Consider the following 15,554-nt stretch of genomic DNA (forward strand, 5'->3'; position numbering starts at 1 on the left):
AGACTCCTCGGGCTTTTGCGCGGACTCTTACAGACCCCGGACCGCAGGTGCAATCAGAGCATCAGCGCGACGCAGAGGAAGATCAGCGGAATAAGGCCGGTATCGCGGTTCGAGCGGAACAGACGCAGAAGTTTTGCGTTGTCGTCGATATCCAGACTGCGCAACTGCCATGTCATGTGCCACCCCATGGCCCATGGGCCAAAGAGCGCAACGCAAACCGCCCAGATCGGGGCGTCGGGAACGCCTGCATCTATGATAGCCAAACCCAAAAGGGATACGGTTGAAATCAGAAAATACTTCAGCCATCTGGCCGTATCCGACCCGAACAGCCGGGCGGTTGACTTGATTCCGATCAGCGCATCGTCCTCGGCATCCTGATGGGCGTAGATCGTGTCATAAAACAACGTCCATGCAATTCCGGCCAGATACAGCGCCACCGCGGGCCATCCCAGCGACCCGGTATGGGCAACCCAGGCCAGCAGGGCACCCCAGTTGAACGCCAGCCCCAGAAAAACCTGCGGCCACCACGTAAAGCGCTTGGCGAACGGATACAAAGCGACGGGTGCCAATGACAACACACCCATCACAATCGCACCATTGTTGAAGCTGAGAAGAATTCCCAACGCCAGCAGCGCCTGTAGCCCCATCCAGATCACGGCCTGTCGGACGTTGACCTGACCGGAGGGGATCGGGCGGGACCGCGTGCGTTCGACCTGTGCGTCGAAGCGACGATCGGTAATGTCATTCCAGGTGCATCCGGCGCCACGCATCAAAAAAGCTCCGAACGCGCACCCTATGGCAATCCACAGATCCTCCGCCCTCGGTGAGCCGTCGCTCAGGATCGCCAATGCCAGCCCCCACCAGCACGGGATAAGCAGCAGCCATGTCCCGATGGGACGGTCCGCCCGGCTTAGGCGCAGATACGGGCGCAAGAAGGCGGGCGCGCGGGTGTCAACCCAATTGCCGGTGACGGCATCGGCGACCTGACCGTCTGGTGTTGGAGCATTGCCTTGCATATGTAGGGTCTCATGAGTGCGAAGATCAGACTGTATGTAGAGCAGCCCTTGGGTCAGGGGCAATCGGTTCCTTTGACGCGTGAACAGGCGCACTATCTGTTTGGCGTGATGCGGCAGAGTGTCGGGGCGCAAGTGGCCCTGTTCAACGGTCAGGACGGTGAATGGTTGGCCGAGGTGGCCGAGGCAGCCAAACGCGGTGGCGTGCTGACCTGTCTGCACCAGACCAAGCCATTGCAGTTGCCGCCAGACCTTTGGTTTTTGTTTGCACCGATCAAAAAGGCCCGCACCGATTTCATCGTCGAAAAGGCGGCCGAGATGGGCGCGGCGCAAATTCTGCCGGTGCAGACTGAATTCACCAACTCTGAACGCATACGGCAGGATCGATTGCAGGCCCATGCCGTAGAGGCGGCAGAGCAATGCGGTGGCACTTTCGTACCCGAGGTGGCCGATTTGCGCCGATTGGATCACGTGTTGGATACCTGGCCTCAAGATCGGCAGCTGATGTTCTGCAACGAGGCCGAAGTTGGATCGGCTTTGCGGCTGGCTGCACACAAAAAGGGCCAACCCTGGGCGATTCTTATTGGCCCCGAAGGTGGTTTTTCTGACCGAGAGCGCGCGCGTTTGTCCGCGTTGCCCTACGCGCATGTTGTCAGCCTGGGGCCGCGCATTCTGCGGGCAGACACCGCTGCGGTGGCGGCATTGACCATGTGGCAACAAGCCTTGGGCGATTGGTCCTGACTTGTTCGACCCGGACATTAGACGGGATACGGGAACACTTCATCAATCTGCCTGGAATTGTACGCGCGTTGCCGGCTGCTGACCTCGGACACCTTCTCCAATTGTGGAAACTCCCAATGCTGTTTCAGTGCATGAGGCAGCGGCGTGAGATGCGGGAATTCCGGGAATCAAGATGGTCAGAACGCTGCTCTTTCACGCAACCCCTTGAAAACAGGACAGCTTGAGTAGCTCGAAAACCATGAATTTGTTGACTGGTCTTCGGAAAGCCTGTTTTTTGTTGGTCAGTAAATTTAACAAGTGAAATGCAAATAGCGGGACAGTATGAAAAACGCTCTGATTGATTTCGTCGACGCATTGGCGGGGAAGATTTCCGCCGAAGATCGATGGAACGAAGCGATTGCGCAATCCAATCTTCCGGGCATTGATGCCATTTTGGTCGGAGAAGGCGACGGCGTCAAAAAGGAAATCTAATGGATGAACACAAACCTGCCAGAAGATCGGACCACCTAGGTTTTAGGCTCATTGATTTACATCTAGGACAGCACGGTGGCTGCGAGAACGATGGCCGACAGGAAGACTTTCGGGTATCTGTCATAGCGAGTGGCGACGCAGCGCCAGTCCTTCAATCGGCCGAACATGAACTCGATGCGGTTTCTGCGTTTGTAGCGACGCTTGTCGTACCGGATAGGCTTGTCGCGTGACTTTCGACCTGGGATGCGGGACTTCATTCCCAAGTCCTTAAGGGCTTCGCGGAACCAGTCTGCGTCATAGCCTCGATCCGCCAGCAGCCAGTCAGCCAATGGCAGACTGTTTACCAGAGCCCTGGCCCCTGTGTAGTCGCTAACCTGCCCAGCGGATATGAAGAAGCGGATGAGGCGTCCGAGGCTGTCAGTAACGGCATGCAACTTCGTATTCATGCCGCCCTTGGTTCGCCCGATCAGTCTGCCACGCCCCCCTTTTTCAACCGCAGGCTTGAGGCCGTGCGGTGTGCTTTGAGGTAGGTAGAGTCAATCATGATGGTCTTTCGATCGGTTCCTTCTGCAGCCAGTCCGGTCATGATCCCACCCATATCGCGCCACCGTTTCCGTAGGTTACATAGCGTCTTGGGCGGCCCAAATTCGCGAGGGGTATCAGACCACCGCAACCCGTTGCGATTGATGAAGACAATCCCACTCAGCACGCGTCGGTCATCAACCCTAGGCTTGCCGTGGCTCTTCGGAAAGCAAGGCTGAAGGCGAGACATCTGCTCGTCAGTCAGCCAGAATAGATTGCTCATCGCACCTCCTGAAACTCAGGGGCTTGAATCATGCAGCCACGTCGACTGCAACCAAATCAATGGGTCCAGAACTTGGGGGACACAATCGCGAACTTCACAAATTCAGACGTCAGCCAGTTTTCGGGGGGCTTCATTGATGGGTTCCTGAAATACTCGGAAATCGACTTGCCCCCGACATCGGAACTGGTGTGACGCTGCGGGGGTGCCTATGACTTCACCCGTCGCAAACAGACCGCGACCGCTGACTCAAGAAGGCTGCGCCGGTTTGCACTGGCGCAGTCCTTCGGATTTTCGCTTTGTAGTGCAGATGCCGTCAGTTCTGATCAGTGCCTCCGAATTGGCGGCGCTGACGCTGGAACTGCCCTAGTTTTTTGTCCCGGTTCGGGACAAATGGCGCGCGCTGGTGCCACTGCGCGCGTCTCGTAAGGCCAAATGTCCCTGGCTCAGGGCAGATGGCGGGTTGAGGCTGTGCACGGTTCCATTTTTACTGCGCGTTTACCCTTTTACCGTATTGCCGGAAGGGGACAGTCATGTGCTGGGCATTTGGCAAGACCCAGACTGCGTAGGCGCACAAGGCCAGTCTTTATACCAAGGGGGCGCGTTATCCCCTGTTCTTGAGCCTGTCGCGCGCGGGTTTGCTCAGTTTGTCACGGGGATGGAAATGATACACAAAATCGGATCCGCGTTGCAGGGGGCTGGCGTTCTGAAACAGGCCTCGGGCCCATACGGCGGAGGTGTCGCCCTGTTCGAACCGGATGAAGAGGCGTTGCGCCGCGCACCGGCGCAGGTCCTCGCATCGCTTGAGCAAAGCGGCGCGTTGGGAGCGGCACATACGCAGTTGTTGTCACGCCACAACTTAAAGAAACTGACAGCGCTCAAGGTTCCTTCCCAACCGCAAAATACTCCTGAAACGCGAGCAGAGGACCGCGCTTTTTTGGATGCATTGACCGATGATCTTTTTTCGGGCGCAGAACTGAAACCAGGAGCGTTGGCACCATGAAAGTATGGTTGTCGGTTGTAATGGCCACGATCATTTTGGCGGGCTGCAGCGAAGACTTGCAGGGAACACAGTCCTTTGATCCTGCAGCGGAAACTGCCCGAACCTCTGCCAGAACACAAAACAATCTGACGGGAACCGTGGCGCGGACGGAATTTGCGGAATTGGTCCGGACCTCTGTCGCCACATCACCCACCACGGCAGCCGGGGCCGCCAGTGTCCTTGCGTCCCGGTCGCGGATCGATGCGGAAAAGGGCGCCTTTCTACCCCAGATTGAAGCCGAGACGTCGCTGACTTCGGACGGGGATACCGTTCCGATCTTGCGCCTCAGCCAGATCATCTATGACGGCGGTAAAGTCTCTGGCCGCGTTGGATTGCGGCAGATCGAGGCGCGTCAGACTTGGTTGAACGAATTGTCAGAGTTGAGCGCGCTGAGCTTTGAAGCGATCGAGACCATTATCGATCTGGACCGCAATCGCCGTTTGGAGGAACAGGCCCGGCAGAATCTTGAGCGTACCAATGCCTTGGTCAGCGACCTGCAATCGCGCTTTGATGCGGGCGCCGGTTCAGTCGCCGATCTGTTGGCGGGGCAAGGGCGGCAATCAAACGCCGAAACTGAACTGGCGCAGGCACAAACGGATGTTGAATTGGCAACCGCAACCTGGATCGAGATTTTCGGAAGTCGCCCCGGCGCGATTCCGTCCATTCCCCCAGCGCCGGTCTTGTCCGCAGCCACCTCGCCAGAGATGGTCGAGCGCAGCCCGCGTCTTCGCACCCAGGTTGCTGTCAGCCAGGTGCGCCAGCAAGAGGTTGTGGTCGCAGAGCGTGCCACCCGACCGACGCTGTCGGCGATCCTTGAGACGGATTTCGATCAGGGCAGCATTGACGATGGGGCACAGGCCCGACTTGGTGTGTCCGTTCCGATCTATCAGGGCGGGTCGGCCCGCGCCAATGTTGAAACGGCCCGCGCCAATCTGCAACAAAGCGAGGCGGACGAAGAAGAATTGCGCCGCGAGTTGCAGCGCAACCTGTCGCAAGCGCTGGAAGAGACGAACTCGATCCAGCGACGGTTGGCCACGGCCCGCCGTGCGGTCGAGATCAACGAACAGGCGCTCGACGCAGCGCGGGGGCAATTCGACATCGGACGTTCGACGTTGGTCCAGATGCTGGATGCCCTGCGCGAATTGAATATAGCGCAAGTGCGGGTCATCCAACTTGAGGCGCAGGCGCGGCGGGCCGAATACGCGGTGCTCGCCGTAACCGGCGATATTCTGGACGCGTTAGGCGTAGCGCAAACAACCGATCCGACGTTGTGACGCCTACCATGACCCCAACCGCAACGGACCCGCTGATCACGCATCTTCAGCTTCTTACAGAGAGGATGGGTCACGGGTTGTCCGAGGCGGATTTCTTTCGAGTGTTCAAAGGCAACCACGAGGCCTTTGCGGTTGAAGACGCGGTAAGCGCTCTAGAGGCAGCAGGCTACAAGGCCGATTTCGGTAAGGCACGCTTGCTCAAACTCGACCCGATCCTGTTCCCTGTACTAGCGTTCGACGCGGACGGTGACCCCTTTGTGGTTCTGGACCGCGAAGACAAAGACCGTTTTCTTGTGATCGACGCCAGCAACGGCTCGACCGAGCCGCAAATCTGGCGGCGTCAGGACAAGCGCCTTATCAAAGCCCGTTGGATACTGCGTGCCTCACGCACACGCCGCTCGGATGAGGATCGTTCAACCCCACAGGGACATTGGTTCTGGTCCGCCTTCAGTGATCTGCGGGGCGTCTATGTGCAGATCATCTTGGCGGCAATGGTGACCAGTATTTTGGGTCTGGCGACGTCGCTGTTCACTATGGTGGTCTATGACCGCATCCTGCCGAATGAAGCGGTCGACAGCCTGTTGGCGCTGGTCGCAGGGGTCGGATTTGCACTGCTGTTCGATTTTCTGATCAAGAACCTGCGCTCGCGCTTTATCGACACGGCGGGCAAGCGCGCGGACCTGAAGATTGCCGAGCGGTTGTTCAATCATCCCATGGCACTGAAGATGAAGGCGCCGGCGGAGAGAACGGACGCATGGCTTCGATCCTGCGGGACTTTGAAGTGGTTCGCGACTTTTTCACCTCGGCTTCGCTTGTGGCTTTGGTTGACCTGCCGTTCCTGTTGGTTTTCATCGGTGTGATCTGGGCAATTGGCGGGCCACTGGCCCTTGTTCCAGCCATTGCGGTGCCGATCACTTTGCTGTCTGATCCTGGGCTTGTACGAACCTGATGACGGTGCGGTTCTGCTGGATGGTTTGGATGCGCGTGCGGTGTACCCGGTAGACAAGACCCGCAATATTGGTGCTGCCTTACAGGATTGTTGTCTGTTTTTCGGATCTTACGAGAAAACATCATCGCCGGGTGGTTTGGCTTCACCGATGATGAGGTCCATGGCAAGGCTACGATTTCACTGGCCGACAGGATCGCGGCGACACATCCACATGGGTATGACATGCAGGTGCATGAAGGGGGCGCAGGTGTGTCTGGCGGACAGCGTCAGGCGGTTGCCATTGCCCGGGCGTTGATTGGCGATCCACCAACGCTTGTCATGGATGAACCGACCTCGGGCATGGATGTACAATCCGAAGCGCAGGTCATCGACAATCCAAAAAAGCTGGCTGTCAGAGGATCGCACCTTTGTTCTGGTGACTCATAGAACCAGCCTGTTGCAGTTGGTAGACTGGGTGAATGTTCTGAATGGCGGCAAAGTCGCCTATGCCGGCAGCAAGGACGATATGCTTGTTCGCAATCGCCCGACAGCACCACCGTCGAAGGTGCGCTACTGGAAGCGGAACGGGTTTATTTTTGGCCATGGCAGCGCATCTGACAGCCGATCTTGAGGTTCTGGACGCCCGCCGCGAAATCAAGCTGGCCGAGATCGAAGCCGCCCGGATCAGCAAGGATGTCAACAACGAGACAATCGGGCATTTGGGAGAAGAGATCAGCGTCATCCAGCCTTTGGTAGAGCGCCGGATCGAAAGCCCCCTGGCGATGATCGATTTGCGCCGCGAACTCAGTCGTCAGAATGGTCAACTGAGTGATGCGGGAAACCGGATCCTGATGGCGGAGGCTGCTTTTACCGAGATTGACAGTCAGATTGTTGCCCGCACGCGCGAGTTCGGCTCGACCGCGAACCGGGAATTGACCGAAACGCAGGCCCGGCTGGCCGCGCTTGAGACGCGCCTTCCCGCCCTTCAGGCTCGATTGGCGCGCGCGGAAATCCGGGCCCCGGCGCGCGGGGTTGTCAATCAGGTCCTGATCTCGACACTGGGTGGCGTTGCTCAGCAAGGACAGACCGTGGCCGAGATCGTGCCGTTTGGCGATTCCGTTACAGTCGAGGCGTTTGTCGCGCCGGATGACATTGCCTTCATCCGACCGGATCAGGACGTGAAAGTTCGCAGTACGGCCTATGATGCCTCACGCTATGGCGCATTGGACGGGCGGGTGACACGGATCGGGGCCGATACGATTCTGGCCCCCGACGGGGAAACCTCGGTCTATGTGGTCGAGATACAGTAAGACGGATCGCTGACCGATGCGGACGGGAAAGCGCTGGACGTGATCCCGGGCATGGTCGCGCAGGTGGATATGCTTTCGGAACCCAAGACAGTTTTGGAATATCTGACCAAACCGGTGATCCGCGTCAAAGACCGTGCGTTCCGAGATTAGGATCGGAAATAGAACACCCCCTTGAAGATTGCGCGTGGTGGCCCGATTTTGAGCGGACCGGCTATTGACGAAGTTCGCCGTCACGGCGCTGAAACAGGAAGACCGATATGAGTTTCATTCGACCCGAAGCCAAGCTGGCCCTTTGGCGGTGGCGCGAGGTTGTTGTCGCGGCGTTTGTGCTGGTTCTGGGGCTCAGTTGGATCGGTGGCCCTGGCGGTTTGCTGGGTGTGTTGGGATGGTTGCTTGTTGCCCTATCGGTAGCTCTGACAGTCGTCGGCGTACAACGCGCCCGGTTTCGCACCGGGGCCGGTGGGCAGGGCGTGGTAAGCGTCGATGAGGGGCAGATCACCTATCTTGGCCCTTTGGATGGCGGCATTGTGGCTACCCGCGAAATCGAACGGCTAGCGCTCGACCCGACTTCGACCCCGGCACATTGGATACTGGATCAACCGGGCCAGCCGACGCTTCACATTCCTGTGAATGCGGAAGGGGCCGAGGCGCTGTTCGATGTATTCTCGACTTTGCCGGGGCTGAAAACGCAACAGATGCTTGCGGAACTGCATGGCGGCGCGCGACATCCGGTGGTGATTTGGGAACGCACGTCGTCGCGTCCGGCGCATCTCAGGCTGCATTGACACTGGCGTAGTTTGCCCCCACGACTGACCGAACGACAGACACATCAGGATCGGAGCACGGTTCATGTCCATCCCTCAGTCCGGCGGCGGTCCAATCGAGCGCCATGAGCAACTGGCCGAATATCTGGAATCCGGTTGCAAGCCCAAACCAGATTGGCGCATTGGCACCGAGCATGAGAAATTCGGATATTGCAAGGATACCCTGAAACCGCTGCCTTTCGAAGGCAAGCGCTCGATCGTTGCGGTGTTGGAAGGTCTGCGCGACCGGCATGGCTGGGGTGAAGTCCGCGAGGGCGGGCATCTGATCGGACTTGAAAAGGACGGTGCCAATGTCAGCCTGGAACCGGGTGGCGCGCTTGAGCTGTCGGGCGCACCGCTCGAAACCATCCACGAAACCTGTGACGAGGTGAACACGCATCTGCGTGAGGTGAAAGACATCGCGGACGAGATCGGTGTCGGGTTCATCGGCCTGGGTGCGGCCCCGATCTGGACCCATGACGAGATGCCGCTGATGCCCAAGGGGCGCTATCGGCTGATGAACGACTATATGGAAAAAGTCGGCACCATGGGTCGCGCCATGATGCGACGCACGTGCACTGTTCAGGTCAATATCGACTTTGGTTCCGAGGCCGACATGGTGCAAAAACTGCGCGTGGCGCTTGCGCTACAACCGGTGGCGACCGCACTGTTTGCCAACTCGCCCTTCTTTGAAGGCAAGGTGAACGGCCAGAAAAGCTGGCGCAGCTATATCTGGCGGCATCTGGATGACGCGCGTACCGGAATGCTGCCATTTGTGTTTGAAGAGGGTTTTGGGTTTGAACGCTACGTGCAATACGCGCTCGATGTACCGATGTATTTTGTCTATCGTGACGGTCAGTACATCAATGCACTGGGCATGTCGTTTCGGGACTTCCTGAAGGGCAAGTTGCCAGCGCTGCCGGGGGAAACCCCGACCCTGTCTGACTGGGCCGATCACCTTACCACAGCTTTCCCCGAAGCGCGGATCAAGAAGTTCATGGAGATGCGCGGCGCCGATGGTGGCCCGTGGCGCAGGCTGTGCGCGCTTCCCGCGTTTTGGGTCGGTCTGACCTATGATCAGGGCGCGTTGGACGCGGCCTGGGATCTGGTCAAAGGCTGGGACACCGAGACGCGCGAGGCGTTGCGGGTCGCAGCCGCCGAGGACGGGTTGCAGGCGCAGGTTGGCAACATCAACATGCATGATCTGGCGCGCGAGGTCGTTTCGATCTCGGAATCCGGTCTGAAGGCGCGCGCCTTCCCCGGGGCTGGTGGGCTCGTCCCCGACGAAACACATTTCCTGAATGCGCTGAAAGACAGTATCGAAACGGGCAAAGTCCCGGCAGACGAGTTGCTGGATCACTACAACGGCGACTGGAACGGCGACCTGACCCGGATATTCCCCGAATACAGCTACTGACAAAGGTGCCAAAAAACCGGCAGGGTTTGAAAATACTGTGCCAAGCCAGAGCTGCCGCCTTTCAATAGGGACCAGGGGCCGGATACTGGCCTGCGACCAACACCCCCGAGGGATAGTGCCCGTTTGCTGATCAACGGGTGCAGTGTGTGAGAGGCCCCCCGTGATATCCTCCACCACGTGCATCTGCTTTTCGACAAGCGTCAGCAGGTGAAGACGTCCGGTCTGGTTTAGGAAAGTTTCTTTCCGGCGCAAGAGGGGCTGGGCGTGCTCTTGGCGTTGACCCGGGCCAAACTGTTCGCCCTATTTCCTGATCTGCGCGGGTCTCTGACCGGTTATGGACCGGTCGTACGCCTGGTGCAGCAGGGCGGAAGCGTTGCATTGCTCCACGCGGCCTGATCGCCCTCTTGCTTTCGCGGGCGGCTGTGATAGCAGGACCTGAGCAGAATTCAGGGGCCACGATCAGGAAGCGTCATGGACGATCTAAAGGTAAAATATCTGGGTCAGATCGCCGAAGCGGGCGATGAGAACGTGCTTGAGGCGATCCGTGTTGCCGCCGTGGGTAAAAAAGGCGAAGTCGCGCTGAAAATGCGCGAGCTGGGCAAGATGACCCCCGAGGAACGTCAGGTCGCAGGCCCGGCTCTGAACGCACTGAAGGATGAGATCAACTCGGCCCTGTCCGCCAAGAAGGCCGCGCTGGCAGATGCCGCGCTGGATGAGCGTCTGCGCACTGAATGGCTAGACGTGACCTTGCCGACCCGCGCGCGTCGTCAGGGTTCGATCCACCCGGTCAGTCAGGCGACCGAGGAACTGACCGCGATCTTTGCCGAACTGGGTTTCTCGGTGGCCGAAGGGCCGCGGATCGAGACCGACTGGCACAACTTCGACGCCTTGAACATCCCGGGCCACCACCCCGCGCGGGCCGAGATGGACACGTTCTACATGCACCGCGCCGAGGGCGATAATCGCCCGCCACATGTGCTGCGCACCCATACGTCTCCGGTGCAGATCCGGTCGATGGAACTGCAGGGCGCGCCGATCCGCGTGATCTGTCCGGGCGGCGTCTACCGTGCCGATTATGACCAGACGCACACGCCGATGTTCCATCAGGTCGAGGGGCTGGCCATCGACAGGGACATCTCGATGGCGAACCTGAAATGGGTTCTGGAAGAGTTCGTGAAAGCGTATTTCGAGGTCGACGACGTCGAACTGCGCTTCCGCGCCTCGCACTTCCCTTTCACCGAGCCGTCAGCCGAGGTCGATATCCGCTGTTCCTGGGACAACGGCCAGCTGAAGATCGGTGAGGGCGACGACTGGATGGAGATTCTGGGGTCCGGCATGGTCCACCCCAAGGTGATTGCCGCGGGCAACATCGACCCCGAGGTCTATCAGGGCTTTGCCTTCGGGATCGGGATCGACCGTCTGGCGATGCTGAAATACGGCATTCCGGACCTGCGGGCGTTCTTTGATTCCGACCTGCGCTGGCTAAGGCACTACGGGTTCGCAGCGCTGGATATGCCGAACCTGCATGGTGGTTTGTCGCGGTGAACTATCACTTTCTGAGCGTCAATCGCGGAAGGTACTTGTGCCGGGAGCATGGGTCGTTTTGCGATAGTTCTGATGGTTATACGACAAACTGCCCGTTATGTTCTGCCGAGAGCAAACGTACTTGGGAAGTAAACCGAGTTGACCGCTCGTTGCAGGTTCTTGGAAATGTACAAGCTCGATCACAACGAGGTCTGGCGGTCGCGTCTGGGCTCCTTGGGGCTGCAAGTTTGGTTGGTTTGGCTGAAAAGATCACCGGATTGGGGATGCTCAAAAACAGTGATCTTTTTGCACCCGGCCTATTGGTTGGGCTTTCTACACTTTTGATTGCGATCTGGCTCTACTTGCTTTCGATGAAGCACATGGATGTGACGGTTGATGGGCGATTTGAAATACTCGAATTGAGCCAATGGGAGAAAAAGATCACTGGGTTCATCGGGCAGGTTGAGCGACTACACACCTTCGCCACTTATTTTCTCGGTGCTGCGATACTAACCTTTTCGTTAAGTCTTATTGTGCCGCCTGTTTGGGCTGAACTTGTAACCTATTGGCACAGGATAAATGGAACCATGGGTTTCTGAGTGCTGTTGCGCGGAGCAAAGGCCGATAGGCCGCCGCGCTATCGGTCGTTCATTTTGGCTCTATTGGTTCGAGCCCAATGGACGACACCGCCCGGACGGGCTGGCGATTTGTCTCCGCCAGCGCAACGCTCGAACAGTGCGCGGATTTGGCTGGGATAAAGTGCCCAATACAGAACTAGGATCGCCATCCCGCGGTCTGGCGACAGCGCGGCTCGGGGATTTGATCGGATGTAGGGTGGGCTTCAGCCCACCATGCGCCGGATGGTGGGGTGAAATCCCACCTTACACCAATATGTTATGTGACAGTGCGGCAGACGTCGCTAGGCTCGGGCCTATGATCTATCGATTGCTCTGCCTCTTGTTGCTCATCGCCTCACCGGTCTTTGCCATGGGACCGTGGAACACCGATTGCCACGACGACAACGCCTGTGAGGTCGGCGACCGTTCTTACCATGTGCTGGAACCTGATGGTTGGGATGGCGAAACGCCTCTGCCGGTGCTGTTGCATTTCCACGGCTGGGCGCGGCAGGGCGATGTGGTGGTGAACCATGAACGCATCGCCGGGGCGACCAAGCTGCGCGATGTGCTGTTGGTGGCTCCGAACGGGCTGGGCAAAAGTTGGAACTTCTGGACTGCTGATACCGCAGACGTGCCGTTCGCCGATCGGGTTCTTGAGGATGTGGCCCAACACTATCCCATTGATCCTGAACGCATCTATGCTTCGGGCTATTCCTACGGCGGCGCGATGGCGTGGCGGTTTGTTTGTCAGTCGGGCAATGACATCGCGGCGCTGCTGGCCGTTGCGGGCTCGATCCGCCAGACCGAGGACTGCCCGGAAGCCCCGCGCGAGGTGCGCCATGTACATGGGCTGGACGATACGGTGATGGATTTTCCCTTTGGGCCGGATGGCGATACCACCTATCCGGTGGCGCTGTGGAAAGCCAAGTTCGACTGCAACGTCGCGACCTCGCGTGGGGATTGGAGCGTGAAGCCCTTCCTGACGCTTAGCCGGATTGAGTGGACCGATTGCGCGCAAGGGCAGGTTACGCTGGACACCCACCCCGGCGGGCACTTTATTCCCCATGGCTGGATCGGCTGGCAGCTGGACGAACTTTTGGGCCGCACCCCCACCTATCCGTGAGCCGCAACGCTTGCACCTTGGCGCATTCTTTGTCATTGCCTGTGCCGACTGAATGTTTGCCGAAAAAGGCCCGCTGCAATGAAATTCACTCTGTCCTGGCTGAAAGACCACCTCGATACGGATGCGTCGGTTGATGAGATCGCCGAGGCGCTGACCGACCTTGGCCTTGAGGTCGAAGAGATCGTCAACCCGGCGGACCGGCTGGCGGGCTTTACGCTAGGCCATGTGAAACATGCCGAAAAGCACCCCGATGCCGACAAACTGCGGGTCTGTACCGTTGCAACCGATGAGGGCGATTTGCAGATCATCTGCGGCGCACCGAACGCGCGCGAAGGGATCACGGTCGTGGTTTGCAAGCCGGGCATGTATATCCCCGGTCTGGATATCACCATCAGCGTCGGCAAGATCCGCGGTGTCGAGAGCTTTGGTATGATGGCATCCGAGCGTGAGTTGGAGCTTTCGGACGAACATGACGGCATCATCGAACTGCCATCGGGCGAAGTGGGCGACAAATTCGTAGACTGGCTGGCCGAGAACGATCCGTCCAAGATAGACCCGATGATCGAGATTGCGATCACCCCGAACCGCCCGGATGCGCTGGGTGTTGCGGGTATCGCCCGCGATCTGGCCGCGCGCGGTGTGGGTACGCTGAAAGAACGCGCCTATGCCCCCGTGCCGGGCGATTTCGACAGTCCGATCAAGGTGACCATTGACGAGGACACGCTGGACGGCGCACCCCATTTCACCGGGCGTCTGATCAAGGGTGTGAAGAACGGACCCAGCCCGCAATGGCTGCAGGATCAGCTCAAGGCGATTGGTTTGCGTCCGATCTCGGCCTTGGTGGACATCACCAACTACATGACTTTCGATCACAACCGCCCGCTGCACGTGTTTGATGCGGACAAGGTTCAGGGCAACCTGCGGGTCCATCGCGCCAAAGGCGACGAGAAACTGGTGGCGCTGGACGAGAAGGAATACACGCTGCAACCGGGCATGATGGTGATCTCGGACGACAAAGGCCCCGAGTCGATCGCCGGGATCATGGGCGGTGAAGAGACCGGCTGTACCGAAGAGACGGTGAACGTATTTTTGGAAAGCGCGTTCTGGGATCACGTCCAGATCGCCCTGACGGGCCGCGCGCTGAAGATCAATTCCGACGCGCGCTATCGGTTCGAACGTGGGGTGGACCCGGACTACACACTGGAAGGGCTCGAACACGCTACCCAGATGATTCTGGATATCTGCGGGGGTGAAGCCTCGAATGTGGTCGAGGCGGGCAAGGCGCCGAACCATGCGCGGGCCTACAGACTGAATTCAGCGCGAGTACAGTCGCTGGTGGGAATGGACATTCCCGAAAGCGAGCAGCGCCAGACCCTGACACGTCTGGGTTTCCGTCTGGAAGGCGAAATGGCCCATGTGCCAAGTTGGCGGCCCGATATCATGGGCGAAGCCGATCTGGTCGAGGAAGTCGCGCGGATTGCCTCACTCACCAAGCTGCAGGGCAAGCCTTTGCCACGGGTAACAGACGGAATCCCGAAGCCCGTGATGACGCCGACGCAGCGCCGTCAGTCGATGGCGCGGCGGACCTGTGCTGCGCTGGGATACAATGAATGCGTATCTTACACCTTCATTGATCAGGCCGCTGCGGCGCTGTTCGGTGGCGGCGACGAGGCGACCCAGCTGGAAAACCCGATCTCGTCCGAGATGAGCCATATGCGCCCCGATCTGCTGCCCGGTCTGTTGCAGGCCGCAGCCCGCAATCAGGCGCGGGGCTATGCGGACGTGGCGCTGTTCGAGGTCGGCCCGGTCTTTCACGACGGCGAGCCCGGCGAACAGAAAACCCAGATTACAGGCCTGCTGGTTGGCCGCGATGGGCCAAAGGACGTGCACGGCGCGTCTCGTCCGGTTGATGTCTTTGATGCCAAGGCGGATGCCGAGGCCGTGCTTGCCGCAATTGGCGCACCCACCAAGGTTCAGATTCTGCGTGACGGTGATGCCTGGTGGCATCCGGGTCGTCACGGCAAGATCTGTCTGGGTCCCAAAAAGGTGTTGGGGGTGTTTGGTGAACTGCATCCTCGCATCCTGCAGGCGATGGATGTCAAAGGTCCGGCGATGGCCTTCACCATCTGGCCGGATGAGGTCCCGATGCCCCGCAAATCCGGAGCAACCCGCGCTGCGCTGGAACTGCGCGATCTGCAAGCGGTCGAGCGGGATTTTGCCTTTGTGGTCGGATCTGATGTCGAAGCTCTGACACTGGTGAATGCGGCGGCCGGGGCAGACAAGACATTGATCGAAAATGTCCGTGTCTTCGACGAATTTATCGGTGGCAGTCTGGGCGAGGGCAAGAAATCACTGGCCATCACCGTCCGGCTGCAACCCACGGATGCGACGCTGAAGGAAAAGGAGATCGAAGCGGTGGCCGAGAAGATCATCGCCAAGGTCTTGAAGGCAACCGGCGGCGTTCTGCGCGGCTGAGGTTGAAACCTTGT

18 protein-coding genes are annotated in these 15,554 nt (G+C 58.9%); 16 read left to right on the plus strand and 2 right to left on the minus strand.

The genetic code is table 11. From position 1 onward, the window contains the following. Window positions 1-53 precede the first annotated feature (53 nt). On the minus strand, window positions 54-1,016 hold the full coding sequence (gene ubiA / locus ACR0L4_RS06670; protein ID WP_480511550.1) for a 4-hydroxybenzoate octaprenyltransferase: 963 nt from the start codon (window positions 1,014-1,016) through the stop codon (window positions 54-56). Window positions 1,017-1,028: 12 nt separating this feature from the next. Here ubiA and ACR0L4_RS06675 point away from each other — a divergent pair, with 12 nt between their 5' ends. Continuing rightward, on the plus strand, window positions 1,029-1,754 hold the full coding sequence (locus tag ACR0L4_RS06675) for a 16S rRNA (uracil(1498)-N(3))-methyltransferase (RefSeq protein WP_480511552.1): 726 nt from the start codon (window positions 1,029-1,031) through the stop codon (window positions 1,752-1,754). Window positions 1,755-2,075: 321 nt separating this feature from the next. Beyond that, window positions 2,076-2,225: a hypothetical protein gene (locus ACR0L4_RS06680; protein WP_170749997.1), complete on the plus strand. Its 150-nt coding sequence runs from the start codon at window positions 2,076-2,078 to the stop codon at window positions 2,223-2,225. Between the two features lie 62 nt (window positions 2,226-2,287). On the opposite strand, the gene ACR0L4_RS06685 is transcribed toward ACR0L4_RS06680, so the two are convergent. After that, window positions 2,288-3,030, minus strand: a protein-coding gene (locus ACR0L4_RS06685) for an IS5 family transposase (RefSeq protein ID WP_480511554.1) whose coding sequence is annotated in 2 segments (ribosomal slippage) — window positions 2,288-2,718 and window positions 2,718-3,030 — 744 coding nt in all. Because the reading frame shifts where the segments join, the coding sequence is not laid out codon by codon here. A gap of 30 nt (window positions 3,031-3,060) precedes the next feature. On the opposite strand from ACR0L4_RS06685, the gene ACR0L4_RS06690 reads away from it, so the two are divergent. The 14 genes from ACR0L4_RS06690 to pheT all read left to right on the plus strand — a co-directional run bounded on the left by ACR0L4_RS06690 (window position 3,061) and on the right by pheT (window position 15,540). Beyond that, the gene (locus ACR0L4_RS06690) at window positions 3,061-3,222 is read left to right on the plus strand and encodes a hypothetical protein (protein ID WP_480511556.1); all 162 of its coding nucleotides are present in this window, start codon (window positions 3,061-3,063) and stop codon (window positions 3,220-3,222) included. Window positions 3,223-3,238: 16 nt separating this feature from the next. Continuing rightward, window positions 3,239-3,397, plus strand: coding sequence for a hypothetical protein (locus ACR0L4_RS06695; RefSeq protein WP_480511558.1), 159 nt, complete (start codon window positions 3,239-3,241; stop codon window positions 3,395-3,397). Window positions 3,398-3,433: 36 nt separating this feature from the next. Then, the gene (locus ACR0L4_RS06700; RefSeq protein ID WP_480511560.1) at window positions 3,434-4,030 is read left to right on the plus strand and encodes a SapC family protein; all 597 of its coding nucleotides are present in this window, start codon (window positions 3,434-3,436) and stop codon (window positions 4,028-4,030) included. Next, on the plus strand, window positions 4,027-5,343 hold the full coding sequence (locus tag ACR0L4_RS06705) for a TolC family protein (RefSeq protein ID WP_480511562.1): 1,317 nt from the start codon (window positions 4,027-4,029) through the stop codon (window positions 5,341-5,343). Before ACR0L4_RS06700 ends, ACR0L4_RS06705 begins: the two co-directional genes overlap by 4 nt. Window positions 5,344-5,351: 8 nt before the next feature. Beyond that, window positions 5,352-6,203 (plus strand): hypothetical protein, encoded by an 852-nt coding sequence (locus ACR0L4_RS06710; RefSeq protein WP_170749993.1) that lies wholly within the window; start codon window positions 5,352-5,354, stop codon window positions 6,201-6,203. 179 nt (window positions 6,204-6,382) lie between these two features. After that, window positions 6,383-6,718: an ATP-binding cassette domain-containing protein gene (locus tag ACR0L4_RS06715; RefSeq protein ID WP_170749992.1), complete on the plus strand. Its 336-nt coding sequence runs from the start codon at window positions 6,383-6,385 to the stop codon at window positions 6,716-6,718. Then, a complete protein-coding gene (locus tag ACR0L4_RS06720; RefSeq protein ID WP_170749991.1) occupies window positions 6,708-6,902 on the plus strand; it encodes a hypothetical protein in 195 nt (64 codons plus the stop codon). The genes ACR0L4_RS06715 and ACR0L4_RS06720 overlap by 11 nt, the downstream gene beginning before the upstream one ends. After that, complete coding sequence (locus ACR0L4_RS06725; RefSeq protein WP_170749990.1) at window positions 6,874-7,581, plus strand: beta-barrel domain-containing protein; 708 nt, start codon at window positions 6,874-6,876, stop codon at window positions 7,579-7,581. Before ACR0L4_RS06720 ends, ACR0L4_RS06725 begins: the two co-directional genes overlap by 29 nt. Before the next feature lie 257 nt (window positions 7,582-7,838). Further along, a complete protein-coding gene (locus ACR0L4_RS06730) occupies window positions 7,839-8,366 on the plus strand; it encodes a hypothetical protein (RefSeq protein WP_480511565.1) in 528 nt (175 codons plus the stop codon). Between the two features lie 64 nt (window positions 8,367-8,430). Then, window positions 8,431-9,801 carry a glutamate--cysteine ligase gene (locus tag ACR0L4_RS06735; protein WP_480511567.1) on the plus strand — a complete coding sequence of 457 codons (1,371 nt, stop codon included), beginning with the start codon at window positions 8,431-8,433 and terminating at the stop codon, window positions 9,799-9,801. Between the two features lie 471 nt (window positions 9,802-10,272). Then, a complete protein-coding gene (gene pheS / locus ACR0L4_RS06740) occupies window positions 10,273-11,346 on the plus strand; it encodes a phenylalanine--tRNA ligase subunit alpha (protein ID WP_480511569.1) in 1,074 nt (357 codons plus the stop codon). 149 nt (window positions 11,347-11,495) lie between these two features. Beyond that, window positions 11,496-11,924 (plus strand): hypothetical protein, encoded by a 429-nt coding sequence (locus ACR0L4_RS06745; RefSeq protein ID WP_480511571.1) that lies wholly within the window; start codon window positions 11,496-11,498, stop codon window positions 11,922-11,924. Between the two features lie 334 nt (window positions 11,925-12,258). After that, window positions 12,259-13,065, plus strand: coding sequence for a prolyl oligopeptidase family serine peptidase (locus tag ACR0L4_RS06750; protein ID WP_170749985.1), 807 nt, complete (start codon window positions 12,259-12,261; stop codon window positions 13,063-13,065). A gap of 78 nt (window positions 13,066-13,143) precedes the next feature. Next, on the plus strand, window positions 13,144-15,540 hold the full coding sequence (gene pheT, locus ACR0L4_RS06755) for a phenylalanine--tRNA ligase subunit beta (RefSeq protein WP_480511574.1): 2,397 nt from the start codon (window positions 13,144-13,146) through the stop codon (window positions 15,538-15,540). The last annotated feature ends 14 nt before the right edge of the window (window positions 15,541-15,554 follow it).

The sequence above is a fragment of the Ruegeria sp. AB5 genome (assembly GCF_056542645.1).